Raw genomic sequence first — 21,901 nt, 5'->3', positions numbered from 1 at the left:
ATGAACAATAACGACATTGTACAAAAACTCTGGAACCTGTGTGACGTACTGCGCGACGACGGCATTAACTACAGCGATTACGTGACAGAGTTAGTACTGCTGCTGTTTATAAAAATGGTGCATGAAAACACCGAAGCCGGCACCTTAAAAAAACACCCGTTGCCACAAGGCTGTCGCTGGACAGATTTAAACGGCAAATCGGGCATAAACCTGCTAAATGATTACAAACGTATTTTATTAAGCCTGTCTACCGGTAAAGATGCACTGGGCAACCAGGTACATGAAGACCCACTGATCAGCGCCATATACGCCGATGCGCAAACCCGCCTGCGTGAGCCACGCCATTTAGAGCAGATGATTAAAACGCTGGACCAAATCGACTGGTTTAGCGCCGCCAAAGACGGCCTGGGCGATTTGTACGAAGGCTTGCTGGAGAAAAACGCCGGTGAAACCAAATCGGGCGCTGGCCAATACTTTACGCCGCGTGCCTTAATTAACAGCATGGTGCGCTGCATTAAACCCAAAGCAGGCGAGGTAGTACAAGACCCTGCCGCGGGTACGGCGGGATTTTTAATTGCCGCCGATGCGTACATTAAACAGCATACCGATGACTTGTATGATCTAACGGCGACTGAGCAAAGCTTTCAGCGCAATAACGCCTTTGTTGGTATTGAACTGGTGCCCGGCACCCGCCGTTTAGCGCTGATGAACTGCTTATTGCATGGCATGGAGGGCGACGCTGAGGGCGTAGTGCATTTAGGTAATGCACTGGGCGATAGCGGTAAAAGTTTAGCCCGTGCCGATATTATTTTAGCCAACCCACCCTTTGGCACCAGTAAAGGCGGTGAGGCCAGCAATACCCGTGATGACCTAACCTATAAAACCAGCAATAAGCAGCTGGCGTTTTTGCAGCATATTTACCGTAACTTAAAACCCGGTGGCCGCGCCGCCGTGGTACTGCCCGATAACGTATTGTTTGAAGCAGGTGTCGGCACAGAGGTGCGCCGCGATTTAATGCACAAGTGCAACCTGCACACTATCTTGCGCCTGCCCACCGGTATCTTCTATGCCCAGGGTGTTAAAACCAATGTGCTGTTTTTTACCAAAGGCAGCGCGAAAGATAAGCACCAGCAGGAAAACTGCACTGAAAATGTGTGGGTGTATGACCTACGCACCAATATGCCCAGCTTTGGTAAGCGCACGCCCTTTGGTGAGCAGCATTTAACGCCGTTTGAAGCTGTTTATGGACAAGATCCTAATGGCCAAAGCCCACGCCAAGAGGGCGAATATAGCTTTAACGCTGAACAGGTTGAAGTGGCTGAAACTGATGAGAACCAGGGCGTAGACAGCAAGTTAGCCCATAGCCGCTGGCGCAAATTCAGCCGTGACTGGATCCGCGAACATAAAGCCGACTCGCTGGATATTAGCTGGTTAAAAGATAAAGACAGCGTCGATGCCGCGAATTTGCCAGAACCCGATGTGCTGGCGCGAGAGGCTAAAGATGAGCTGGAAGCCGCGCTTAGTGAGCTGGATGGGTTGCTTAAGGCGTTGGAAGGGGCGGTGTGATGGTAGTCGGCGATAGTGTAAATGAACAACTTCCTCCCGGGTGGGCCTTAACTAAGTTGGATGAGTTGGTTAGTCTGCTTCGTGGAGTAACATACAACAATAGCCAATCATCAGACACTGCTCATGAAGGCTATTTACCCATAATTCGTGCTAATAATATACAGAAAGACAAACTCATACTCAGGGATTTTGTTTATGTACAAACTGAACTTGTTAAAGAAATACAGAAAATTAGAAAGAACGATATTATCGTAGCGATGTCGTCTGGAAGTAAATCTGTTGTTGGAAAAACTGCAAAATCAGTTAGTGATATTGATGCTGGATTTGGTGCTTTTTGTGGGTTACTGCGACCAACTAAGTTGGTTGTTCCCGAAATTATTAGTTTCTATACAAGGGGATCTTATTACCGAAATAAGGTTTCTGAGTTGTCTGCTGGTGCAAATATCAACAACTTAAAACCAGCTCACTTTAGTGAACTTGATTTTCCGCTCCCCCCATTCGCCGAACAAAAAGTTATCGCCGAAAAACTCGACACCCTGCTGGCACAGGTCGACAACACCAAAGCCCGCCTCGAGCGCATCCCCGAGATCCTAAAACGCTTCCGCCAATCCGTCCTCGCCGCAGCGGTGAGTGGCAAGTTGACGGAGGAGTGGCGTGCGTTTAATAAAACGCAGTTTCCTTATGTGACACGTCAATTGTCAGAAATCATACATGAAATGCGGAATGGACTTTCGCCAAAGCCTAATGAATTAGGTAACGGATATCCTATTTTACGAATCAGTTCTGTCAGGCCATTTTCCCTAGACCAAGTTGATATTAGGCACCTTGAGGTACCAGATAAAGATAAAGAACGTTATAAACTACAATTGAACGATTTGCTGTTTACCCGTTATAACGGGAGTATCGAATTTGTTGGCGTTTGTGCGCGTGTAGCTGAATTAAAGTACGAAGTTATTTTGTATCCAGATAAGCTAATTCGAGTGAGAGTGGACAAAAATCAAGTGACACCCGAGTACCTTGAAATATTTTCAGCAAGTCAGAGCGCGCGTGATTATATCTACTCTCTTGTGAAATCAACGTCTGGTCAGAAGGGAATATCTGGCGCAGATCTAAAACTAATGGAAGTACAACTGCCGTCAGTATCAGAACAAACCGAAATCGTTCGTCGGGTAGAAGAGCTATTTGCCTTTGCCGACCGAATTGAACACGCTGCCCAGGCTGCGCTTAGTCGGGTAAATAACCTGACTCAATCCATCCTCGCCAAAGCCTTTCGTGGTGAACTCACCGCCGATTGGCGTGCCGCTAACCCCGATCTTATAAGCGGCGAGAATAGCGCCGAGGCATTGTTGGCGCGGATAAAGGCAGAGCGGGATAAGGTTAAGCCAACCAAAAAGGCCAAAGCAGGATGATGGCGTACTATTGCCAGCGTGTTGTTGCTGGCACACCACAAACCGAAATTGCTTGTATCATCCCTGATACTCGGCCTTCGGCCCTGCTTGCAGCAGTCCAAAATCGTTCCAGACGATTTTGTGTCCGTCGGGTAGAAGAACTGCCGAACGCATTGAACACGCCGCCCAGGCTGCGCTTAGTCGGGTAAATAACCTGACCCAATCCATCCTCGCCAAAGCCTTTCGCGGTGAACTCACTGCTGACTGGCGTGCCGCTAACCCCGATCTTATAAGCGGCGAGAATAGCGCCGAGGCATTGTTGGCGCGGATAAAGGCAGAGCGGGATAAGGTTAAGCCAACCAAAAAGGCCAAAGCAGGATGATGGCGTACTATTGCCAGCGTATTGTTGCTGGCACACCACAAACCGAAATTGCTCGTATCATCCCTGATACTCGGCCTTCGGCCCTGCTTGCAGCAGTCCAAAATCGTTCCAGACGATTTTGTGTCCGCCGGGTAGAAGAGATGTTTGCCTTTGCCGACCGAATTGAACAAGCCGCTCAGGCCGCACTTAGCCGGGTAAATAACCTGACCCAATCCATCCTCGCGAAAGCCTTTCGCGGTGAACTCACAGCCGACTGGCGGGCGGCTAACCCTGAGCTGATAAGCGGTGAGCATAGCGCTGAGGCGTTGCTGACGCGGATAAAGGCGGAGCGGGTAAAGCTTAAGCCAACCAAAAAGGTCAAAGCAGGATGATGGCGTGCTATAACCAACATCACAGATCGCGTCTCCGGTACGGCAAGCATACCGGAGACGGAAGCTTCGTAGTGAGCAGCTTATGTTTGTAAAGTGTTTGCAGGCGCAGCGATGTGATAGTGTGTACCAGCAGTAAAAACAAAAACAGCACCATAAGGTGCTGTTTTTGTTAGGAATTTGGTGCGTCCTAGTGGACTCGAACCACCGACCCCCACCATGTCAAGGTGGTGCTCTAACCAGCTGAGCTAAGGACGCAAATGTTGTCGCTGACAACGGGCGCTATGTTATTGCGCGCCTTGCACTTTGGCAAGTGTTTTTCAGTATGGCTGTTGTGTTTGCCTGAAAATTAGCCGGTCAGTGCTACCGGACACAGTTGGTTTAGCTGCTGGTACCAGCCAACGTGCTGTAGTAGCTGTTGTTGCAGTTCTGTGGCCGGTTGCTGATAGCGCTGCTGCAATACTGGTAGCAGGGCGCTGCCCTGGTAAAGCTCGGCGATTAATGGCCAGCTTTGTTGCTGATAGCGGTTAAGCTCAGCCAGGTACGCCTGTACCTCGCCGATAAAGTATTTACGAAATACCGTGGTTAAAATGGTGAGTTGTTCGCTTTGGCCGCGTGGGCACAGGCTGGCGGGTGCCAGGCTAAGTAGCGGCGGGTTAACCGCATTAAACCAGCTATTGGCGTAGCGCAGACTAAACTGCAGCTGCGGGAAGAAGTCGGAGCGGTACAAGCTGGCCAGCGCGGCTTCGGGATCGATGCGGCTGGCGCTATACCAATCTTCGCGGGCGATAGCTTGTTTTAGCTCCAGTAATTGCTGCAGTGCGCCCAGGCTGGCGGTAAAACCGTTGTCGCTACCCGGTATCAGTGCCTTGTTGCTACCGAGCCAGGTTTTACGCAAGGTATCATCGGTTTGCAGCATATTACTCAGGGCAATACCGATAGTTTGTTGTTTTTGCTGGTAAACCTGCGTCAGTTGGCTTTTTAGCGGCTCGTCCCACGCTTCAGTCAGGCAAAGCTCAAGCGTGGCCAGAAAGCGCAGTTCGTAATGCAGGCGCTTGCTGGCAGTAAAAACCTTACCCAGGCTGCTGTTACGCTCGGCGATTAGCTGATCCAGGCCGCAGCGGCGGGTGGCAAAGGCATCAAGCAGATCAATGCGCAGATCCGGCAAGGGTTGTTGCAGTGCCGACTTGGCCGGTAATGCAGCCGCAGCCGGCAACTGAGGTTTAGTGCTATCCAGCTCCAGCACCCGGTTTAACCGCTGCTGATAGTCGCGCAGCGTTGCCACGCCGGCACTGTCGCTGCAACCGCTTAACAGCAGCGCTAAAACTAAAAGATTAAGCAGCAGTACCTGTTTTAAAAGCATGCTCTATCCTGTTGATCTGTTTGCGCAGCACTATCGCAAGGGCGATAGCGGCGCAGGTAAGGCCAATAATAATGCCGGTCCAGAAGCCAAACACGCCCATCGGTTTCACCAGCCAGTTGGTTAAACCTAATACGGCACCCAAACCAAAACCGATTGGCCAGTACGAGATTAAGGTAATAAAAAACACCGGCTTGGTAATTTTCATACCGCGTAGCGCGCAGGCCGCAACCACCTGCACCGCATCGGAGAACTGATAAATCGCCGCCAGAATTAACAGCGAACTGGCCAGCGCAATAACTGCCGGATCCGGCGAGTACAACGCCGCAACATAACCTCTGAATAGCAGTGTAAAGATTACCGTCAGCAACGACATGGCTACCGATAACACTATCGCCGTGCTGATGGCCTTTTTCAGCGCCATCACATTTTGTTGTCCGACTAAATGGCCTACCCGGATGGTAGTTGCCAGTCCGAGCGACAACGGTAGCATAAAGACTATAGCACTGTAGTTATGTGCCACCTGATGGCCAGCGACCACGATGGGCCCCAGGTGTACTATCACCAGTGGAATACAGGCAAACAGCGTCACTTCAAAAAAGATGGAAAACGCAATCGGCGTGCCGATGCGGATAATTTGCCATTGATCTTTTACGCTTAGCCATAGCTTTTCCGGCCAGTGGCGGTAGGGGCGGGTGCTGCGACTGGTATAGCCATAAACCAACATAGCAACAAACATTGCCAGGAAAACCAGGCTGGTTGCTACACCACAGCCAGCGCCACCCAATGCCGGCATCCCCAGCTTGCCGTAGATAAAAATATAGTTTGCCGGCACGTTAACCAAAATCCCGACAAAGGCAATCCACATGCTGGCTTTGGTATTACCCAGGCCTTCAAACAGATTGCGCATCACCATATAGCCGGCAGCGGGGAACAAGCCAAAACTCACGTAGAACAAATAATCGAGGGTTTTTTCCCGCAGCAGTGGGTCCATATTAAGCCGGGCGAGCGGCAGATCGGCAAATAGCATCACCACAAACAACACTGCCGCCAGCAACATCGCCAGATAAAGACCCTGCAGCGTAAAATGGCTGATCGGTTTAGTCTGTTGGCTGCCATAATATTGCGCGATAATAGGTGTCAGAGCCAGCAGCAAGCCCTGCATGGTCAGCACCACTGGTAGCCATAAGCCCGAGGCTACGGCAATAGCGGCCATATCGGTCGCACTGACGCGGCCGGCCATGACGGTGTCAACAAAATACATCAGGGTTTGGGTAAGCTGAGCTAATACTATCGGGCCAGACAGTTTTAAAATGGTTCTGGCTTCAAAGCGGGAAAAAGGTAACATGGGCGCCAATGTCGTTTTAAGCGTAAAAATGGGCGACTAATGTACCACAAACAGAGGTGTGAATGTTTACCGGAATAGTACAAACCAAGGCCGAGATCAGCCAAATTCGCGATTTAAACGGCATTCGCCGTTTAACGGTGCAGGCTGGCGCGGCACATTTACAGCAATTAATCCGCGGTGCCAGTATTGCCATTAATGGCGTCTGCTTAACTGCTACTGAGTTTGATGCTGCGGCCGGCTGGGTCTGTTTTGACGTGATTGCCGAAAGCCTGCAAAAAACTAATCTTGGCGATCTGGTGGTGGGCAGTTGGGTTAATCTGGAGCGCTCTTTGCGCTTTGGCGATGAGCTGGGCGGCCATATTGTCTCGGGTCATATTCAGGCGACTGCGACGCTTAGCGCCATTCACCGCGACGCGGACAATGTCGGCTTTGAGCTGAGTGTACCAGCCGAGCTGCTGCCTTATATCCAGCCGAAAGGCTTTATTGCGGTGGAAGGGTGCAGTTTAACGGTCGGTGAAGTCACTGCCAGTGGTTTTAGTTTATACCTGATCCCGGAGACGCTGCAGATCACCAATTTAGGCACTAAGCAAGTGGGCGATAAACTGAATATCGAGTTAGATCAGCAAACAGTAACCATTATCCGCACCGTAGAGCGGCTTTTGGCTGAGCGCTTTGCCAAGGCAATAGACTAAGTTTTAGTAATATTGCTCATCATCAGCATCGACAAAAATCTGCACCCGATGTCGTAGTTCATCGATATGCACCCGGATATGCATAGGATTGCAGCAGTTGCTGCAATCCTCGGTGTAATCCTGATCTTCATCGGTGGCTTCGACACTAATATCGGTTGAGTGTCCGCAGAACGGGCATTGGATACTGTGAAATATCGGCTGCATAGTGGCCTCCCACTTAATTTATCCGCTTACTGATTTATCCGCTTATTGAAACAGCTGTTTAACCAGCTCCTGCGCCTGCAATAAATAACTGCCGCGAAATTGATTGGCGTGGTTTAGAACATGATACAAATTATAGAGATTTTTCCGCTCCTGGTGGCCGTCGCTAAGCGGGTAAACCGCCTGATAGCTTTGATAAAATGGTGCCGGGAAACGGGCGAATAAGGCGGTAAAGGCAAGATCGGCTTCCCGATCACCAAAATAGCAGGCCGGATCAAATACCACCGGCCCCTCGCTTAAAAAGCCAACATTACCGCGCCACAGATCGCCATGCAGCAGGCTGGGCTGCGGCTTATGATGGGCGAGAATTTGCCGGCTGTGTTCAACCATTTTATCTATATTTCCCAGACCAAAGCCTTGTTCGGCTAACAGTTGCAGCTGCCAGCCTAAGCGCTGCTCGGAGAAAAAACTGCTCCAGTTACTTTGCCATTGATTGGGCTGCACGGTCAGACCAATAAAGTTATCCCAGTCAAAACCAAACATCGCCTGATCGTGGCGGGCGTGCAGCGCGGCCAACTGTTCGCCCAGTTGCTGCCAGCCGAGTTCAGTTTCAATTTGCAGCGGCAGGTATTCCAACACTAAAAAGGCTTTATCCAGCGTCTGACCAACACAGATCACTTCTGGTACCCGGATGGCGCCTTGCTGGGCCAGCTTTTGCAACGACCACTGTTCATTTTCAAATTGCTCCAGCCGCTCGCGTTGGTTCAGTTTGACAAAAAATTGCCGGCCCTGGCCCTGAATATGCCAGGCCAGATTAACCGAGCCATCGTTTAGTGACGCCTTGTCGGTGATCTGAAAATCAATATCCAGCTCAGTGCTGATTTGTTCTGCAATACTTTGCCACATAGGTACCATCCTGTTGTTTGCCTAAACTGAGTATGGCTGATTCTGCGCAAATTTCCTTGATCCCGAATAAGGCAGGATACGTAAAAGACACCTACTATTAGTTGTATCCATCAGCGCTCGCTGTGCTGGTGTTTGAACACGGGATCTTACGCTACGCTGGTCCTTATGCCAGTGGGCCGCTGTGTAGCGCCAGTAACAGTTTTTTACCGGCATTACTGTCAGGGCAAAGCCGTTTGCCTGGCAGCTGGCTAAATGGCGAAGCTATGGCCTGCCGTTGTCTGGTCAGTCCCGCCAGTTAATGATACTATGCAACGGCTTTTTATTACTTCAGCGCGCGACGTCGTGCAGATGGCTTTTCGTTTAAGCCATTAACTGCCCGGCAAGTGCCTGAATTTTCACAACCCCACAAGTGACCCTTGGTATGGGCCACCACTGTTAAGGACTTATCATGCCAGTTATTACTCTGCCAGATGGCAGCCAGCGCGCCTTTGAACAAGCTGTTTCCGTATTAGATGTCGCCAAAAATATCGGCCCGGGTTTAGCTAAAGCGACCATCGCCGGTAAGGTCAATGGTGAGCTGGTTGATGCGTGCGAGCTGATTACCCAGGACGCCAACCTAAGTATCGTTACCATCAAAGATCAGGAAGGCCTGGAAATTATGCGCCACTCCTGTGCCCACTTATTAGGTCATGCCATTAAGCAGCTGTGGCCCAATGTCAAGATGGCGATCGGCCCGGTAATTGAAAACGGCTTTTATTATGATGTCGATCTGGAGCAGCCGATCAGCAGCGATGATTTAGCGGCACTGGAAGCGCGGATGCTGGAACTGGCGAAAACCGAATACGATGTGGTGAAGCGCAAAGTAAGCTGGCAGGAAGCCTGGGATACCTTTAATGCCCGCGGCGAAAGCTACAAAATGGAAATTCTGGAGCAGAATATCCCGCGTGATAGCCAGCCGGCTCTGTATCACCACGAAGAATATACCGATATGTGTCGTGGCCCGCATGTACCCAATATGCGCTTTTGCCAACACTTTAAAATTATGAAAGTGGCCGGCGCCTACTGGCGTGGCGACTCGAAAAACAAAATGCTGCAGCGCATTTACGGTACCGCCTGGGCAGATAAGAAGCAGCTTGCCGCCTATTTAACCCAACTGGAAGAAGCGGAAAAGCGCGATCACCGTAAAATCGGTAAGGCTTTGGGTTTATTCCACTGGCAGGAAGAAGCGCCGGGCATGGTGTTCTGGCACAACGACGGCTGGACCATCTTCCGTGAGCTGGAAACCTTCGTGCGTGAAAAGCTGGGTCAGTATGACTACGACGAAGTAAAAGGTCCCTTTATGATGGACCGGGTGCTGTGGGAGAAATCCGGGCACTGGGAAAAGTATGCCGAAAATATGTTTACTACCCAGTCTGAGCACCGTGAGTACGCCATCAAACCGATGAACTGCCCGGGCCATGTGCAGATCTTTAACCAGGGCTTAAAATCTTACCGTGATTTACCACTGCGGATGGCGGAGTTTGGTTGCTGTCACCGTAATGAGCCATCAGGTGGCTTACATGGTCTGATGCGAGTACGCGGTTTTACCCAGGACGATGCGCATATTTTCTGTACTGAAGAGCAGGTGCAGACTGAAGTGACCAAGTGTATCAAGATGGTATTTGATACTTATAGCACCTTTGGCTTTAAAAACATTAAGGTCAAGCTGTCGACCCGGCCAGCCCAGCGTATCGGCTCAGATGAAATCTGGGATCGCGCTGAGCAGGGTCTTATCGATGCGTTAAAAGCCAATGAGATTGCCTACGACCTGCAGCCAGGCGAAGGCGCTTTCTATGGCCCGAAAATCGAATTTACACTGCATGACTGTTTAAACCGTGCCTGGCAGTGCGGCACTATCCAGCTGGATTTCGCCTTACCTGGCCGTTTGGGTGCCAGCTATGTGGCGGAGAGTGGTGAACGGCAGGTGCCGGTCATGATCCACCGCGCGATTTTGGGCTCGTTGGAGCGTTTTATCGGTATTCTGATTGAAGAATATGCCGGTTTCTTCCCAACCTGGTTAGCGCCAACCCAGGTGGTGGTGATGAATATTACCGATAATCAGTCCGAATATGTGCAACAATTAGTAAAAACTTTCAAATCTCAGGGCATAAGAGCAATAAGTGACTTGAGAAATGAGAAGATAGGCTTTAAAATTCGCGAGCACACGCTTAAGCGCGTCCCGTACCTGGTGGTAGTTGGTGACAAAGAAGTTGAAGCTGGCGATATCGCAGTCCGAACCCGCAAAGCAGAGGATCTGGGCAAGATGTCGGTGGCTGCTTTTGTTGAAAAACTCACTGCAGAAATTAAAAACCGGACCGCGAGCTAAGCAAACAGGAAACTTTTTCGGAGGAACATACTATTAAAGTAGGAAAGAAAACATTACCTTCAAACCGTCCTAACCGGATTAATGAAGAAATTAACGTACCAGAGGTACGCTTAATTGGTGTAGAAGGTGAACAGCTGGGTGTAGTCAGTATTGCTGAAGCCAATCGTCTGGCAGAAGAAAGCGGCGCCGATTTAGTAGAAATCAGCCCGACAGCTGAACCGCCAGTATGTAAGTTGATGGACTACGGTAAGTTCCTGTTCGAAAAAGGTAAAGCTCTGAAAGAGCAAAAGAAGAAGCAAAAACAGATCCAGATTAAGGAAATTAAATTCCGGCCTGGAACTGATGAAGGCGATTACCAGGTAAAACTACGCAACCTGCGTCGCTTCATTGAAGAGGGTGACAAAGCTAAAGTAACGCTGCGCTATCGTGGTCGTGAAATGGCGCATCAGGAAATCGGTATTGAGATGTTGACTCGAATTAAAGAGGATCTGTCTGATATCGCCATCTGCGAATCTTTCCCGAATCGGGTAGAGGGTCGTCAGATGATTATGATGCTGGCCCCAAATAAGAAGTAATAAGCGCCTACAAGTTTAATAAGCTGCGGCACGCCGCAGTTTTTTAACGCCTTATTATTCGTTGTAACTTAACAATGCGAGTTTAAAAACTATGCCTAAGATGAAAACCAATAAAGGTGCCGCGAAGCGTTTCAAAAAGACTGCTTCTGGTAGCTTTAAACGTAAGCAATCACACCTTCGCCACATCCTGACGAAGAAGTCTTCTAAGCGTAAGCGTCAGTTAGGTCCAAAAACCTTAGTCGCTAAAGTCGATATCGCCGGCTTAGTCCGTTGCATGCCGTACGCATAAGTCATTAGGAGACAGAAATGCCAAGAGTTAAACGTGGTGTCACGGCGCACGCGCGCCATAAGAAGGTATTAAAGCAGGCTAAAGGTTACTACGGTGCCCGTAGCCGTGTTTACCGGGTTGCTTTCCAGGCCGTTATCAAAGCCGGCCAATATGCTTACCGTGACCGTCGTCAGCGTAAGCGTCAGTTCCGTCAACTGTGGATCGCGCGTATCAACGCAGCGTCACGGATGAACGGTTTATCTTACAGCCGTTTAATTGCAGGTCTGAAAAAGGCTTCAATTGAAATCGACCGTAAGATCCTGGCCGATATCGCTGTATATGACAAAGCGGCTTTCACTGCTATCGTAGCTAAAGCCAAACAAGCTTTAGTTTAATAGTGTGAAGCATAAAAAAACCACCGCAAGGTGGTTTTTTTATGCCCGTAAACTGGCAAGTCGACAGGTATCTGACTCCGAGCTACGTTCGGAGGCGGGTACCAAGGGTCTAATCCGGGCTCTAAGCCGGAGTGTCACTCCGGCTCAGCTCCCAAAATCAGTTAACCGCCGGGATCAGCTCCATAATTACCTGATTATTGCGGAACAACTGCAGCTTATCGGCATTCACTTCAGCGCGATCGGCTTGTTGCAGCTTTTCGGTAAACTGTTGCTCGATAGTGCTGGCATCGGCACAGAATTTACGGGTACTGGCTAACTGCTGTACGGCGAAGGTATTGGCGCGTTGCTGGTAGCTGGCATTAAAGTTGTTGCAACCACTAAAGCCATACAACTTATCTTTTTCAAAAATCAGCCGTACATTCAATGAATGTGGCACATAACGATCGGCAATTTTTTCCGCCCGCCAGACAATACCCTGCAGATTTTTCATCGCGAATTGATTCGGGCAGGTCGCATTAGGCCAGAACTGCTCAAACTTATCAATAAAGAGTGTATCGGTGCCGTGCTGATCCGGCCCCTTACGGCCAACCAGACTGGCAATCACCGCTTTATTATTAAAGCGACTGTCCTGCTGATACAGGCGCATCATTGGCAAATGGTTTTGCGTATTGGCCACAGGTAAGCTTTCGCCGGTCTGACATTTAGTAAAGGTGGCCTGATTATTCTGCAGCCGGTATAAGCCAAGCATTGGCTGGCGGGTATCCAGCTTTTTCAGCGCATCCAGTCGGTTTAGCTGATAAGCATCGGAACTGATGATTGGCCGGCCTGACAGATCAGTCATCACTAATTGCCGGTTGGAGCGAAAGTGAAAGGATGGCAGATTAACCTGTTGATTAACCAGATGCAGGGTGCGGCGCTCTAATAACCAGGCACCACTGACCAGTTCCACCTGGCCCCGTTCCAGATATTCTTGTCGTGCTTCAAAGCGGCCATCGCGGTACAGGTTAATATGATAAGTGATACCTGGGCAGTCGGCACAGGGCAGCACACCTTCAAAGGTCATATCACTGTCGATAAAGATATGTTCGAAGTCGGTGGCCAGCGCTTCTGTGGTCGCGCTGTTTGCCACTTCATTCACGTCTTCTACCTCTGCTGGCAGCGGGATCGCTGGTGTCGCCGGCTTGGTAGGCGCCGACAGCGTGGTGGGCTGATCAGCACCAAAATGGGGAAGCTGACTACAGCCGGCTAGCAGCACAGCACTGGCAATAACGAGTTTTTTCATAATGACTCTTCGCTAAAAAATTCGGCGTATTATAACGCACCCCAAACCGGGTGTCTGGCTATTTTACCGCAGCAAACTGCTGTAGCACAGCCCTGACTTGCAGCGCGGTTGGTGCGGGTCGCTCCTGCATAAAACAGTGGCCGCCAGGTACCTGTATCGTCTGCACCGCAGCATTCAGCTGGCGCCACTTCGCCAGCGCTTTGACCACAAAAGGAAAGGTCTGTTCACCGTAAATTACAGTAATAGGTGCTGCCGCTTTACGCAGTGCCGGCCATAATCCTTTTGGGTAGGAGCTGAAAATCTCAGCCTCGCGCTCAGGCAAACACTTTAATTGTAGTTCACCATTACCGGCGCTAAGCGCGTGATCGACATAGGCTGCCAGTGCCTCCGGGTGCCAGCTTTGAAATAAACTGCGGCTTTGCAGGTACTGCAAAGCGCTGAGACGATCCGGCCAGTGCCGGCGCCGGCGCAATGCAGCCTTGGCCAAAGGGTTCTTTTTAAACAGTCGCACGCCTTCCAGAGTTCGGGCCAGCAGAATCATTGACGGCGGAAACAGCACCGGATCGAGTAATACCAGCCCCTGAAACAGCCCCGGATGCTCAGCATGCATCAAGGCGGTCAGCACGCCACCAAAGCTGTGTCCAACGCCATAGACCGGCACCCCAGCATATTGGGCGCGATGGGCATTAAAGGCCTGAGCCGCCAGTTCGGCGGCGATATTCCAACCTAAAAACGGCCCGCCATGGTCACTGTCGCCGTGGCCCTGGGCGTCAGAAAGGAATAAATCGTAATCGACGGCCAGCTCAGCTAACAGCGGCTGATAGCTGCGGGCGCAAAAGCCATTGCCGTGCAAAAAGTGCAGCAGCGGCTTACCGCTAACCGGCGTCTGCCAGCCGCGTAGTGTAAAGCCGTAACGGGTATGAAAAGACCAGGGAATTAACTGCATGCTCAGCCTTTATTTGTAATCTGCCTTTACTTGGTGCCAAAGAGTTTATCACCGGCATCTCCCAGGCCTGGCAAGATATAGCCATGCTCGTTCAGCCCCTGGTCAATCGCAGCGGTATAGAGCTCAATATCCGGATGTGCCTGGCGCAGTGCGTTAATCCCCTCGGGCGCTGCTACCAATACCAGAGCTTTGATGTGGGTACAGCCTTGTCGTTTTAACAAATCAATAGTAGCAATCATCGAGCCGCCGGTGGCCAGCATAGGGTCAATAATAATCGCCAGCCGCTGATCGATTTCCGGTGCCAGCTTTTGAAAGTAGGGCACCGGCTGCAAGGTGCTTTCGTCACGATAAATACCCACCACACTGATACGGGCGCTGGGGATCAGATCCAGTACGCCATCGAGCATACCCAGGCCAGCGCGCAGGATTGGTACCACTGTCACTTTTTTGCCCTGGATTTGCTTGATCTGGCACGGACCGCTCCAGGCCTCGATGGTCACGGTTTCGGTCGGCAAGTCTTTGGTGGCTTCATAGGTTAGTAAGCTGCCGAGCTCGACCGCCAGTTGCCGGAATTGACGGGTATTGATATCCGCGGCCCGCAACAGGCCAATTTTATGCTGTACCAGGGGGTGAGAGACTTCGACGACGCGCATAGGGTTCTCCATGTCCCTTCGAAAGCCAGGATCTGTAGTGGCAGCTTTCAGGTTTGTTTTGACCTTTAAGGCTGCGCTTTCGAAGGCGTTACTGTAGCGAAACGGTGTCGCGATAATACGGCAGTGCTGCGTACTGAGCAAGCTTTCGGCGGCGGCTGTTGCTTTGACCGCCAATTATGAAACTTGTCCGACCAGAATTGATTTTGTTACTTGACAGACCAGTTATTCAAACGTACATTTCAAACAGGTGTTTAAAAGTGTGTTTAACGGCGTAGTGAAGAATGAGCAGTAAAGTGCATACCCAACAACGCATCCTGGATGCTGCGCAAAGCCTGTTTGCCGAAAGTGGCTTTAACGATACCTCGTTACGGCAGATTACTACCAAGGCAGAGGTGAATCTGGCATCAGTGAATTATCACTTCGGCTCGAAGAAAGAGCTGATCCAGGCCGTGCTACAGCGCTATTTGCAGGTACTGATGCCGCGGCTGGATCAGGAGTTTGATCGCTTGCTAGCCAGTCAAAAGCCGAATGATTTAACCCAGATCCTGTCGGTTTTTGTAAAGCCTTTGCTCGATCTGAACCAGCTGCAGCGCCGCGGTACCCGAACCTTTTTACAGTTACTGGGGCGTGGTTATACCGATGTACAGGGGCACTTGCGCTGGTTTATTAATCAACATTATGGCCGTACTCTGGATAAGTTTGTATTGCTGGTACAGCAAAGCTGCCCGCATCTGCCACAAAGCGAAGTGTTCTGGCGGCTGCATTTTTCGCTCGGCTCTATCGTCTTTACGATGGCGTCCAGTGATGCACTGTCTGAAATCGCCCAGGCTGATTTTAACGAAGCGGTGGATATTGAAGGGGTGATCCGCCGTTTAATCCCTTATCTCGGGGCTGCAATTGCCGCGCCGGTATATAGCCAAGACCTCAAAACCGTTGCCTGATGCTGGAAGGAAGCTGATATGGTGTATTTATTGATAATAGTGGCACTGCTGGTAGTGCTGTTTGGCGTGACTTCGGTGCGCCGTAGTGTGATTAGCAAGCCGGTGTTTGGCATCTTTAAGAAAATTTTGCCGCCGTTGTCGGATACCGAGCGTGAAGCCATGGAAGCCGGCGATGTGTGGTGGGACGGTGAACTGTTTAAAGGTAAACCGGACTGGCATAAGTTGCATGCTATTCCGAAAGCTGAACTCTCAGCCGAAGAACAAGCCTTTATGGATAATCAGGTCGAGACTCTGTTGACCATGCTGGACGATTATAAAATCGTACAGGAAGACCGTGATCTGCCAAAAGCGGTGTGGGATTACATTAAACGCGAAGGTTTCTTTGCGATGATTATTCCAAAAGCCTATGGCGGTCGTGAGTTTTCGGCTATCGCTAACTCTACTATCGTATCGCGCATCGCGACCCGCAGCTTAACCGCGGCGGTGACCATTATGGTGCCGAACTCTTTAGGCCCGGGCGAGCTGCTGATGCACTATGGTACCCAGGAGCAAAAAGATCGCTGGTTGCCGACGCTGGCTAATGGTACTGACGTACCGTGCTTTGCGTTAACCGGCCCGGAAGCAGGTTCGGATGCCGGCGGCATTCCGGACACGGGTGTGGTCTGCAAAGGTCAATTCGAAGGCAAAGAAGTACTAGGCATTCGCCTGAACTGGGATAAGCGTTACATCACGCTGGCACCGGTTGCGACGGTACTGGGTTTGGCCTTTAAGCTGTACGATCCGGAAAAACTATTAGGCGATAAAGAAGAGCTGGGTATTACCTGTGCGCTGATCCCAACCAGCCACCCTGGGGTGCAGATTGGTGATCGCCATTTCCCAATGAATATGGCCTTTATGAACGGTACCACCTACGGTAAAGATGTGTTTATTCCGCTGGATTGGATTATCGGTGGCCCGGCCTATGCGGGTCGTGGTTGGCGCATGCTGGTAGAGTGTTTATCAGCAGGCCGGGGTATCTCTTTACCAGCACTGGCGACAGCAACCGGCCACCTGGCAGCACGGATGACCGGTGCTTACGGTTATGTGCGTCAGCAGTTCGGCATGTCGATTGGTAAGTTTGAAGGTGTGCAGGAAGGTTTAGCGCGCATTGGTGGTTTAACTTACACCTTAGAAGCGATGCGGGTGATGACTGCCGGTGCTATCGATTTGAATTTGAGCCCATCGGTAGTGACGGCGATTGCCAAATACCATATGACCGAGATGTCGCGTACCTTATTAAACGACGCCTTTGATATTCATGCCGGTAAAGCCATTCAGTGTGGCCCGATGAACTATCTGGCGCATGGCTATATGGGCGTACCGATCTCGATTACGGTAGAAGGTGCTAATATCCTGACCCGTAACCTGATGATTTTCGGTCAGGGTGCGACCCGTTGCCATCCTTATGTACTGGCAGAGCTGGAAGCCGCAGCCAATCCAAATGCGGAAGAAGGCCTGGCACAGTTTGATAAGCTGTTAATGGCACATATCGGCTTTGCGGTTGGCAATACCTTTGCTGCACTGTGGCAGGGTTTAACGGCCGGTGCCTTTAACAGTGCGCCGGTATCAGGCGAAACGGCCCGCTATTACAAGCAATTAAGCCGGATGAGCCGTGCCCTGGCGTTAAGTGCTGATATTTCAATGCTGATGTTAGGCGGTGATTTAAAACGTAAAGAAATGCTGTCAGCCCGCTTAGGTGATGTGTTAAGCCAGCTGTACATTGCCTCTACCGTGCTGAAGTTTTACGAAGATAATGGTCGTCAGCAGGCTGATTTGCCGTTCGTGCACTACAGTGTGCAACGCTCGCTGTTTGAGATTGGTAAAGCCTTTGATGGTTTCTTTGCCAACTTCCCGAACCGCATTTTGGCGCGTACTATCCGTACGCTGGTATTCCCGTTTGGGATCGGTTACAAAATGCCGTCTGATGAGGTGGCACAACAAATTTGTGAGGCCTTATCTAAGCCAAACACGTTGCGCGATCGCTTAACTCACCTGTGTTATGTTGGTAAAGATGAAGATGATGCCACAGGGTTAATGGAAAACGCCTTTGTTGCGATGTACAACGCCCAGCCACTGCTGAAGAAAATTGCCCAGGCGCAAAAAGCCGGTCAGTTACCGCGTAAACAGCCGCTGCTGGATAGCATTAATCAGGCGTTAGCCGCCAATATCTTAAGCGAGTCCGAGGCGGCCAGCTTACGTAAGATGAACCAGCTGCGCTTTAAAGCCATCAGTGTCGATAGCTTTAAACCCGGCGTGCTGGAAGGCATGAGTGTCGGTAAACGTGATGCTGCGTAATTAATGCAGCAATAGTAAAACCGGAGCCAGGTGCTCCGGTTTTTTATGGGTTTTCGATTGGTAAAGTCCGGAAAAGCGTTAGAATAGGCCCGACCACGAATAGCACCAATAATAAGAGGTAACGACATGGCGCAAAGTACAATTCGTCTGGCCACTGTAGCCGATGTGCCACTGATATTGAAATTTATTCAGGGATTGGCGGAATATGAAAAGCTGGCGCATGAGGTAGTAGCAACCGAACAAAAGTTAACCGAAACCTTATTTTCAGCACGACCTGCCGCTGAAGTGGTGATTGCTGAATATCAGGGACAGCCTGCAGGTTTTGCGTTGTTTTTCCACAATTACTCGACTTTCCTGGCCAAGCCAGGTCTATATCTCGAAGATCTATTTGTGTTACCACAGTTTCGCGGCCAGGGGCTGGGCAAGTTATTACTGACCTATCTGGCGAAACTGGCCGTAGACAGAGGCTGTGGCCGTTTTGAATGGTCAGTGCTGGACTGGAATCAACCCGCAATTGATTTCTATCAGGCGCAGGGGGCAACATTGTTGCACGATTGGCGGATCAACCGGGTAACCGGTGAAAAATTAACGGCCTTGGCGGCGCAATATCAGGTTGAGTAAGCAGTTAAAGTGTTTTGTCGGAGTAGTAAATGACAAAGGAAGTGGGGAAGAAGCCTCTGCCATCGTCGCAGAGCGATGCAGATAAGCCTGGCAAAGTGGCACCTAAGATGCGTAAGAAAAAACAACAGGGGGATTTTTGGATCAATCTCAGTATTGGTCTCTTTATCAGCGCTTGTTTGTTGGTACTGGGTTTTGAACTGTTGCTGAAGATAGTCCGCTAAAGCGGTTAGCGCTGAATCTAAACCAGAGATATAAACAGAAGGGAGGCATTGCCTCCCTTCTGTTTTACAGCGGTTTTAACTTATGCCTGACCGCGAGCGATAATTTCCTGAGCCATCTGATCAGCGACGGTGCTGGTGGGTTTATTTTCAGCGTCGGCGCGCTCAAAAATCTGCAGCAGGGTGTCAAAAATTTGCATTACCTTCGCTGTAGACTCTGCCGCATTATAACCTTGCGGACGCATTTCAAAGGCGACGTTAATAATGCCACCGGCGTTAATGACATAGTCCGGTGCATACAGAATACCCAGCTCACGCAGCTTCTGGCCATGTTCAGGGCGCTTTAACTGGTTGTTGGCACAACCGGCTACAATTTTGGCTTTTAATTGCGGGATGGTGTCATCATTTAAGGTGGCGCCCAGCGCACAAGGCGCGTAGATATCAGCAGCTACACCGTAGATATCATTCAGGCCCACCGCAGTGGCGCCAAACTGCGTCACAGCACGGTTTACCGCATCCTGGTTAATGTCGGTGACAATAAGCTTAGCGCCTTCTTTATGCAGATGCTCACACAGATAGAAACCGACGCTACCTAAGCCTTGTACGGCAACCGTTTTGCCTGCCAGATCGGCAGAGCCAAACTGATGCTTAGCGGCGGCTTTAATGCCCTGATAGGTACCCAGTGCCGTAAACGGACCTGGGTTACCGCTTTTACCCTCTAACCCGGCAACATAAGGCGTAACCTGATGCACCTGCATAATGTCATGGGTAGTAATGTTCACATCTTCAGCGCTATAGTAGCTGCCGCTTAAGCGGTGTACCATGCGGCCAAAGGCTTGAAATAAGGCCTCAGATTTAATGGTTTTGGCATTACCGATAATCACTGACTTGCCGCCACCCAGCGGTAAACCGGCCATGGCGTTCTTATAGGTCATACCGCGTGATAAACGCAGTACATCTACCAGCGCATCTTCGTCAGATGCATAATCCCATAACCGGCAACCGCCTACAGCAGGGCCCAAGCGGGTACTGTGTACGGCGATAATGGCTTTTAAACCGGTTTCCTGATCACTGCAGAAAACTACTTGCTCATGCTGATCAAATTCTGGGTGATTAAATACGGCCACAACGGACTCCCTTGCAAGAATAGCTATTACAGCTGAATGGTTTACGTTTACGTTAACTGCGACTTATGTCGTAATGGCGCGGAATGTACCATTTTGCACCACTGAATACCAGTCTTGCCGTTAACTTGTGGCTGGTCAGTCCAGTATTGGCGGCGAGAAGCTCAGTAAAGCTTGATTGTCGCGGATAGCTCACATAAAGTAGCGGCATCTACAACACAGGAAGTCATCTTATGAGTGAGCAGTCAACTCAACAACCCACAGAAATCACCGAAGCGCAGCGCGCAGAATGGGTCCGGGCACAATTTCAGAAAGCCAATGAATATCTGGCAACCAAAGGGATTATCCCGGATAACGTGGCCGTGAGTGAAAGCCGTTATTTACCGCCTTTGGTCGCAGTATGGAAGCTGAATACCCGTGATGCCAAGTCGTTCTGGGTGATCAGTGGTGATCTGCCAACTGATCATATGCCCGTTACTGCAGCACCCAATGCCCGCGAAGCGATCCGCGCTTTTGCGTTGCACTGGCAGTTAAAAGCCGAACAAATTGCCCAGGCCGGCTTTACCGATAAAACTCAGGTTGATTTTGCCAACCTGTTAGTAAATCGCGCTGAAGGTTTATATAACCTATTCGACAATGAGCCGCTGTGGCAGGGACAATAGCTAATCGCTACACTGTCAAATTTAGTTGACAAAAAAAGCCGCTATTGCGGCTTTTTTTATGCGCAGCGCTGCGGTTTATTCTTCAAAATACCACAAGCCCTGGTTAATCAAGTCTGTCAATAATAACAGGCGTTCTTCCCGCGCGGTAAAATGCAGACACTGCTGTTGGTCAATGCGTTTGCTGTCACAGAGTAATTGCGCTGTCATCTGCTCTTCGGCTGGCAGCACTATGGTAGTGCCGTTGATAAACAGCTGAATATCACTGCTTTCGTTTGTCTGATAGTAGCTGCAACGCAGGCCGCCAAGGCGTGCCAGTACCGAGCCTTCTTCCAGATATTCCGCAATTTCCTCGGCCTGATAATGTGGGTCTGGCTCTTGCTGATCCAGCTCATGTTTGGCCTGGGTAATATACTGGCCAAACCAAAGCGGCAGTTTGTCGCGGTCACTGACCAGCTGCACCAACAACTGCTGCACCTGATCCAGATCCTGCTCACTAATCGCACCGATATTACCGGTCAGGTTGCGATCAGGATCGCTAAAGCGTTTACCGCTGATATCATTATCCAATAGATAATCGGCTAAACCGGTCAGTAAGTCTTTTTGTGCCGGCGCCCGGAAACCAACTGAGTAGTTCAGACTGTTCTCGAGTGAAATCCCCTCGTGTGGGCAGCCAGGCGGAATATATAAAATATCACCCGGCTCCATAATCACATCAATACAGGCGGTAAAGGGTGTAACTTGCAGCAGGCGTGGGTGCGGGCAGAATTGCTTTAGTGACGCATCTGGCATACCAACCCGCCAGTGTCTTTTACCTTCGCCCTGGATAATAAACACATCATATTGATCCAGATGCGGACCAACACCGCCACCCGGCGTGGAAAAGCTGACCATCAGATCATCAATCCGCCAGTTTGGAATAAAGCGAAACGGCTCGATTAACTCCGCCGCCGGTGGATGCCAGTGGTCAACCGCCTGCACCAGAATAGTCCAGTCCTTGTCGCCATAGCGGCTAAAGTCTTCAAAGGGGCCGGTTTCCAGCTGCCAGTTACCGTCGCGACATTCGACCAGCCGCGATTCGACGTCATCTTCCAACGCCAGACCCGCAAGCTCATTCGCTGATAGCGGATCCTGAAAGTTCTTAAAGCCTTGTTTAATCAACAGCGGCTGCTTTTGCCAGTACTGCTGCATAAAATCGGCCAGGCTTAATTTACCCAGATTTAACTGATACATTTTAGGATCCCAAGTAAAGCAGCTGAATTTACGATTACAGAGCAAGAACCAGATTGCTCACGCCAAGACGCCGTAA

Annotated in this window: 24 protein-coding genes and 1 tRNA gene; 15 read left to right on the top strand and 10 right to left on the bottom strand. The window is 50.3% G+C overall.

The window, feature by feature from the left end; genetic code table 11:
• The 4 genes from AJE_RS02155 (at position 1) to AJE_RS02140 (ending at position 3,707) form a co-directional block, all read left to right on the top strand.
• A complete protein-coding gene (locus tag AJE_RS02155) occupies positions 1 to 1,566 on the top strand; it encodes a class I SAM-dependent DNA methyltransferase (RefSeq protein WP_008949449.1) in 1,566 nt (521 codons plus the stop codon).
• Positions 1,566 to 2,975, top strand: coding sequence for a restriction endonuclease subunit S (locus AJE_RS02150; RefSeq protein WP_008949448.1), 1,410 nt, complete (start codon positions 1,566 to 1,568; stop codon positions 2,973 to 2,975). Before AJE_RS02155 ends, AJE_RS02150 begins: the two co-directional genes overlap by 1 nt.
• Positions 2,976 to 3,093: 118 nt before the next feature.
• Positions 3,094 to 3,336, top strand: a complete 243-nt coding sequence (locus AJE_RS02145; RefSeq protein ID WP_008949447.1) for a hypothetical protein — start codon at positions 3,094 to 3,096, stop codon at positions 3,334 to 3,336.
• Positions 3,333 to 3,707 carry a hypothetical protein gene (locus AJE_RS02140; protein ID WP_237709279.1) on the top strand — a complete coding sequence of 125 codons (375 nt, stop codon included), beginning with the start codon at positions 3,333 to 3,335 and terminating at the stop codon, positions 3,705 to 3,707. The genes AJE_RS02145 and AJE_RS02140 overlap by 4 nt, the downstream gene beginning before the upstream one ends.
• Positions 3,708 to 3,885: 178 nt before the next feature.
• Here AJE_RS02140 and AJE_RS02135 read toward each other — a convergent pair.
• The 3 genes from AJE_RS02135 to AJE_RS02125 form a co-directional block, all read right to left on the bottom strand.
• A tRNA-Val gene (locus tag AJE_RS02135) sits at positions 3,886 to 3,962 on the bottom strand.
• Positions 3,963 to 4,053: 91 nt separating this feature from the next.
• On the bottom strand, positions 4,054 to 5,067 hold the full coding sequence (locus AJE_RS02130) for a DUF3080 family protein (protein WP_008949445.1): 1,014 nt from the start codon (positions 5,065 to 5,067) through the stop codon (positions 4,054 to 4,056).
• Positions 5,039 to 6,412 (bottom strand): MATE family efflux transporter, encoded by a 1,374-nt coding sequence (locus tag AJE_RS02125; protein ID WP_008949444.1) that lies wholly within the window; start codon positions 6,410 to 6,412, stop codon positions 5,039 to 5,041. The genes AJE_RS02130 and AJE_RS02125 overlap by 29 nt, the downstream gene beginning before the upstream one ends.
• A 62-nt stretch (positions 6,413 to 6,474) precedes the next feature.
• Here AJE_RS02125 and AJE_RS02120 point away from each other — a divergent pair, with 62 nt between their 5' ends.
• Positions 6,475 to 7,104, top strand: a complete 630-nt coding sequence (locus tag AJE_RS02120; protein ID WP_008949443.1) for a riboflavin synthase — start codon at positions 6,475 to 6,477, stop codon at positions 7,102 to 7,104.
• Positions 7,105 to 7,107: 3 nt separating this feature from the next.
• On the opposite strand, the gene AJE_RS02115 is transcribed toward AJE_RS02120, so the two are convergent.
• Together AJE_RS02115 and AJE_RS02110 are read right to left on the bottom strand one after the other, a co-directional pair.
• On the bottom strand, positions 7,108 to 7,308 hold the full coding sequence (locus AJE_RS02115; protein ID WP_008949442.1) for a CPXCG motif-containing cysteine-rich protein: 201 nt from the start codon (positions 7,306 to 7,308) through the stop codon (positions 7,108 to 7,110).
• A gap of 42 nt (positions 7,309 to 7,350) precedes the next feature.
• On the bottom strand, positions 7,351 to 8,211 hold the full coding sequence (locus AJE_RS02110) for a fructosamine kinase family protein (protein WP_008949441.1): 861 nt from the start codon (positions 8,209 to 8,211) through the stop codon (positions 7,351 to 7,353).
• Between the two features lie 101 nt (positions 8,212 to 8,312).
• Here AJE_RS02110 and AJE_RS18710 point away from each other — a divergent pair, with 101 nt between their 5' ends.
• The 5 genes from AJE_RS18710 (at position 8,313) to rplT (ending at position 11,814) form a co-directional block, all read left to right on the top strand.
• On the top strand, positions 8,313 to 8,510 hold the full coding sequence (locus AJE_RS18710) for a DUF6436 domain-containing protein (RefSeq protein WP_272941525.1): 198 nt from the start codon (positions 8,313 to 8,315) through the stop codon (positions 8,508 to 8,510).
• A 149-nt stretch (positions 8,511 to 8,659) separates the two neighbouring features.
• Positions 8,660 to 10,576, top strand: coding sequence for a threonine--tRNA ligase (thrS, locus tag AJE_RS02100; RefSeq protein WP_008949440.1), 1,917 nt, complete (start codon positions 8,660 to 8,662; stop codon positions 10,574 to 10,576).
• A gap of 32 nt (positions 10,577 to 10,608) precedes the next feature.
• Positions 10,609 to 11,151: a translation initiation factor IF-3 gene (gene infC, locus AJE_RS02095; protein WP_082629007.1), complete on the top strand. Its 543-nt coding sequence runs from the start codon at positions 10,609 to 10,611 to the stop codon at positions 11,149 to 11,151.
• Positions 11,152 to 11,242: 91 nt separating this feature from the next.
• Complete coding sequence (gene rpmI, locus AJE_RS18050; protein WP_008949438.1) at positions 11,243 to 11,440, top strand: 50S ribosomal protein L35; 198 nt, start codon at positions 11,243 to 11,245, stop codon at positions 11,438 to 11,440.
• Between the two features lie 17 nt (positions 11,441 to 11,457).
• Entirely contained in the window at positions 11,458 to 11,814 is a 357-nt protein-coding gene (gene rplT / locus AJE_RS02090; protein ID WP_008949437.1) for a 50S ribosomal protein L20, read from the top strand.
• 157 nt (positions 11,815 to 11,971) lie between these two features.
• Here the strand turns inward: rplT and AJE_RS02085 are convergent, their stop codons facing one another.
• The 3 genes from AJE_RS02085 to upp are packed head-to-tail and all read right to left on the bottom strand — an operon-like array spanning position 11,972 to position 14,695.
• A complete protein-coding gene (locus AJE_RS02085) occupies positions 11,972 to 13,096 on the bottom strand; it encodes an META domain-containing protein (protein ID WP_008949436.1) in 1,125 nt (374 codons plus the stop codon).
• Positions 13,097 to 13,154: 58 nt separating this feature from the next.
• Complete coding sequence (locus tag AJE_RS02080) at positions 13,155 to 14,042, bottom strand: alpha/beta fold hydrolase (protein ID WP_008949435.1); 888 nt, start codon at positions 14,040 to 14,042, stop codon at positions 13,155 to 13,157.
• A 26-nt stretch (positions 14,043 to 14,068) separates the two neighbouring features.
• A complete protein-coding gene (gene upp / locus AJE_RS02075) occupies positions 14,069 to 14,695 on the bottom strand; it encodes a uracil phosphoribosyltransferase (RefSeq protein WP_008949434.1) in 627 nt (208 codons plus the stop codon).
• A gap of 281 nt (positions 14,696 to 14,976) precedes the next feature.
• Between upp and psrA the strand changes: the two genes are divergently transcribed.
• From psrA to AJE_RS02055, 4 genes are all read left to right on the top strand, one after another.
• Complete coding sequence (gene psrA, locus AJE_RS02070) at positions 14,977 to 15,636, top strand: TetR family transcriptional repressor PsrA (protein ID WP_008610192.1); 660 nt, start codon at positions 14,977 to 14,979, stop codon at positions 15,634 to 15,636.
• 18 nt (positions 15,637 to 15,654) lie between these two features.
• The gene (locus AJE_RS02065) at positions 15,655 to 17,970 is read left to right on the top strand and encodes an acyl-CoA dehydrogenase (RefSeq protein WP_008949433.1); all 2,316 of its coding nucleotides are present in this window, start codon (positions 15,655 to 15,657) and stop codon (positions 17,968 to 17,970) included.
• A 126-nt stretch (positions 17,971 to 18,096) separates the two neighbouring features.
• Positions 18,097 to 18,591 (top strand): GNAT family N-acetyltransferase, encoded by a 495-nt coding sequence (locus AJE_RS02060; protein WP_008949432.1) that lies wholly within the window; start codon positions 18,097 to 18,099, stop codon positions 18,589 to 18,591.
• Positions 18,592 to 18,620: 29 nt separating this feature from the next.
• A complete protein-coding gene (locus AJE_RS02055) occupies positions 18,621 to 18,812 on the top strand; it encodes a hypothetical protein (protein WP_008949431.1) in 192 nt (63 codons plus the stop codon).
• 80 nt (positions 18,813 to 18,892) lie between these two features.
• On the opposite strand, the gene AJE_RS02050 is transcribed toward AJE_RS02055, so the two are convergent.
• Positions 18,893 to 19,936 (bottom strand): Leu/Phe/Val dehydrogenase, encoded by a 1,044-nt coding sequence (locus AJE_RS02050; protein WP_008949430.1) that lies wholly within the window; start codon positions 19,934 to 19,936, stop codon positions 18,893 to 18,895.
• A 230-nt stretch (positions 19,937 to 20,166) separates the two neighbouring features.
• Between AJE_RS02050 and AJE_RS02045 the strand changes: the two genes are divergently transcribed.
• The gene (locus AJE_RS02045; RefSeq protein WP_008949429.1) at positions 20,167 to 20,595 is read left to right on the top strand and encodes a DUF4826 family protein; all 429 of its coding nucleotides are present in this window, start codon (positions 20,167 to 20,169) and stop codon (positions 20,593 to 20,595) included.
• Between the two features lie 75 nt (positions 20,596 to 20,670).
• Here the strand turns inward: AJE_RS02045 and AJE_RS02040 are convergent, their stop codons facing one another.
• Positions 20,671 to 21,825, bottom strand: coding sequence for a ribosomal protein uL16 3-hydroxylase (locus tag AJE_RS02040; RefSeq protein WP_008949428.1), 1,155 nt, complete (start codon positions 21,823 to 21,825; stop codon positions 20,671 to 20,673).
• Between the last annotated feature and the right edge of the window lie 76 nt (positions 21,826 to 21,901).

The sequence above is a fragment of the Alishewanella jeotgali KCTC 22429 genome, from assembly GCF_000245735.1.
Lineage (GTDB): Bacteria > Pseudomonadota > Gammaproteobacteria > Enterobacterales > Alteromonadaceae > Alishewanella > Alishewanella jeotgali.
This window is presented reverse-complemented; position numbering and strand designations above follow the sequence as displayed.

Bases quoted from the DNA above. Each gene is read 5' to 3' on its own strand.
- AJE_RS02120 (WP_008949443.1), top strand. From the start codon at position 6,475: ATGTTTACCGGAATAGTACAAACCAAGGCCGAGATCAGCCAAATTCGC.
- AJE_RS02065 (WP_008949433.1), top strand. From the start codon at position 15,655: ATGGTGTATTTATTGATAATAGTGGCACTGCTGGTAGTGCTGTTTGGC.
- AJE_RS02085 (WP_008949436.1), bottom strand. From the start codon at position 13,096: ATGAAAAAACTCGTTATTGCCAGTGCTGTGCTGCTAGCCGGCTGTAGT.
- AJE_RS02040 (WP_008949428.1), bottom strand. From the start codon at position 21,825: ATGTATCAGTTAAATCTGGGTAAATTAAGCCTGGCCGATTTTATGCAG.
- rpmI (WP_008949438.1), top strand. From the start codon at position 11,243: ATGCCTAAGATGAAAACCAATAAAGGTGCCGCGAAGCGTTTCAAAAAG.
- AJE_RS02060 (WP_008949432.1), top strand. From the start codon at position 18,097: ATGGCGCAAAGTACAATTCGTCTGGCCACTGTAGCCGATGTGCCACTG.
- AJE_RS02110 (WP_008949441.1), bottom strand. From the start codon at position 8,211: ATGTGGCAAAGTATTGCAGAACAAATCAGCACTGAGCTGGATATTGAT.
- upp (WP_008949434.1), bottom strand. From the start codon at position 14,695: ATGCGCGTCGTCGAAGTCTCTCACCCCCTGGTACAGCATAAAATTGGC.
- AJE_RS02055 (WP_008949431.1), top strand. From the start codon at position 18,621: ATGACAAAGGAAGTGGGGAAGAAGCCTCTGCCATCGTCGCAGAGCGAT.
- AJE_RS02150 (WP_008949448.1), top strand. From the start codon at position 1,566: ATGGTAGTCGGCGATAGTGTAAATGAACAACTTCCTCCCGGGTGGGCC.
- thrS (WP_008949440.1), top strand. From the start codon at position 8,660: ATGCCAGTTATTACTCTGCCAGATGGCAGCCAGCGCGCCTTTGAACAA.
- AJE_RS02140 (WP_237709279.1), top strand. From the start codon at position 3,333: ATGATGGCGTACTATTGCCAGCGTATTGTTGCTGGCACACCACAAACC.
- psrA (WP_008610192.1), top strand. From the start codon at position 14,977: ATGAGCAGTAAAGTGCATACCCAACAACGCATCCTGGATGCTGCGCAA.
- AJE_RS02045 (WP_008949429.1), top strand. From the start codon at position 20,167: ATGAGTGAGCAGTCAACTCAACAACCCACAGAAATCACCGAAGCGCAG.
- AJE_RS02155 (WP_008949449.1), top strand. From the start codon at position 1: ATGAACAATAACGACATTGTACAAAAACTCTGGAACCTGTGTGACGTA.
- AJE_RS02115 (WP_008949442.1), bottom strand. From the start codon at position 7,308: ATGCAGCCGATATTTCACAGTATCCAATGCCCGTTCTGCGGACACTCA.
- AJE_RS02080 (WP_008949435.1), bottom strand. From the start codon at position 14,042: ATGCAGTTAATTCCCTGGTCTTTTCATACCCGTTACGGCTTTACACTA.
- AJE_RS02125 (WP_008949444.1), bottom strand. From the start codon at position 6,412: ATGTTACCTTTTTCCCGCTTTGAAGCCAGAACCATTTTAAAACTGTCT.
- rplT (WP_008949437.1), top strand. From the start codon at position 11,458: ATGCCAAGAGTTAAACGTGGTGTCACGGCGCACGCGCGCCATAAGAAG.
- AJE_RS02130 (WP_008949445.1), bottom strand. From the start codon at position 5,067: ATGCTTTTAAAACAGGTACTGCTGCTTAATCTTTTAGTTTTAGCGCTG.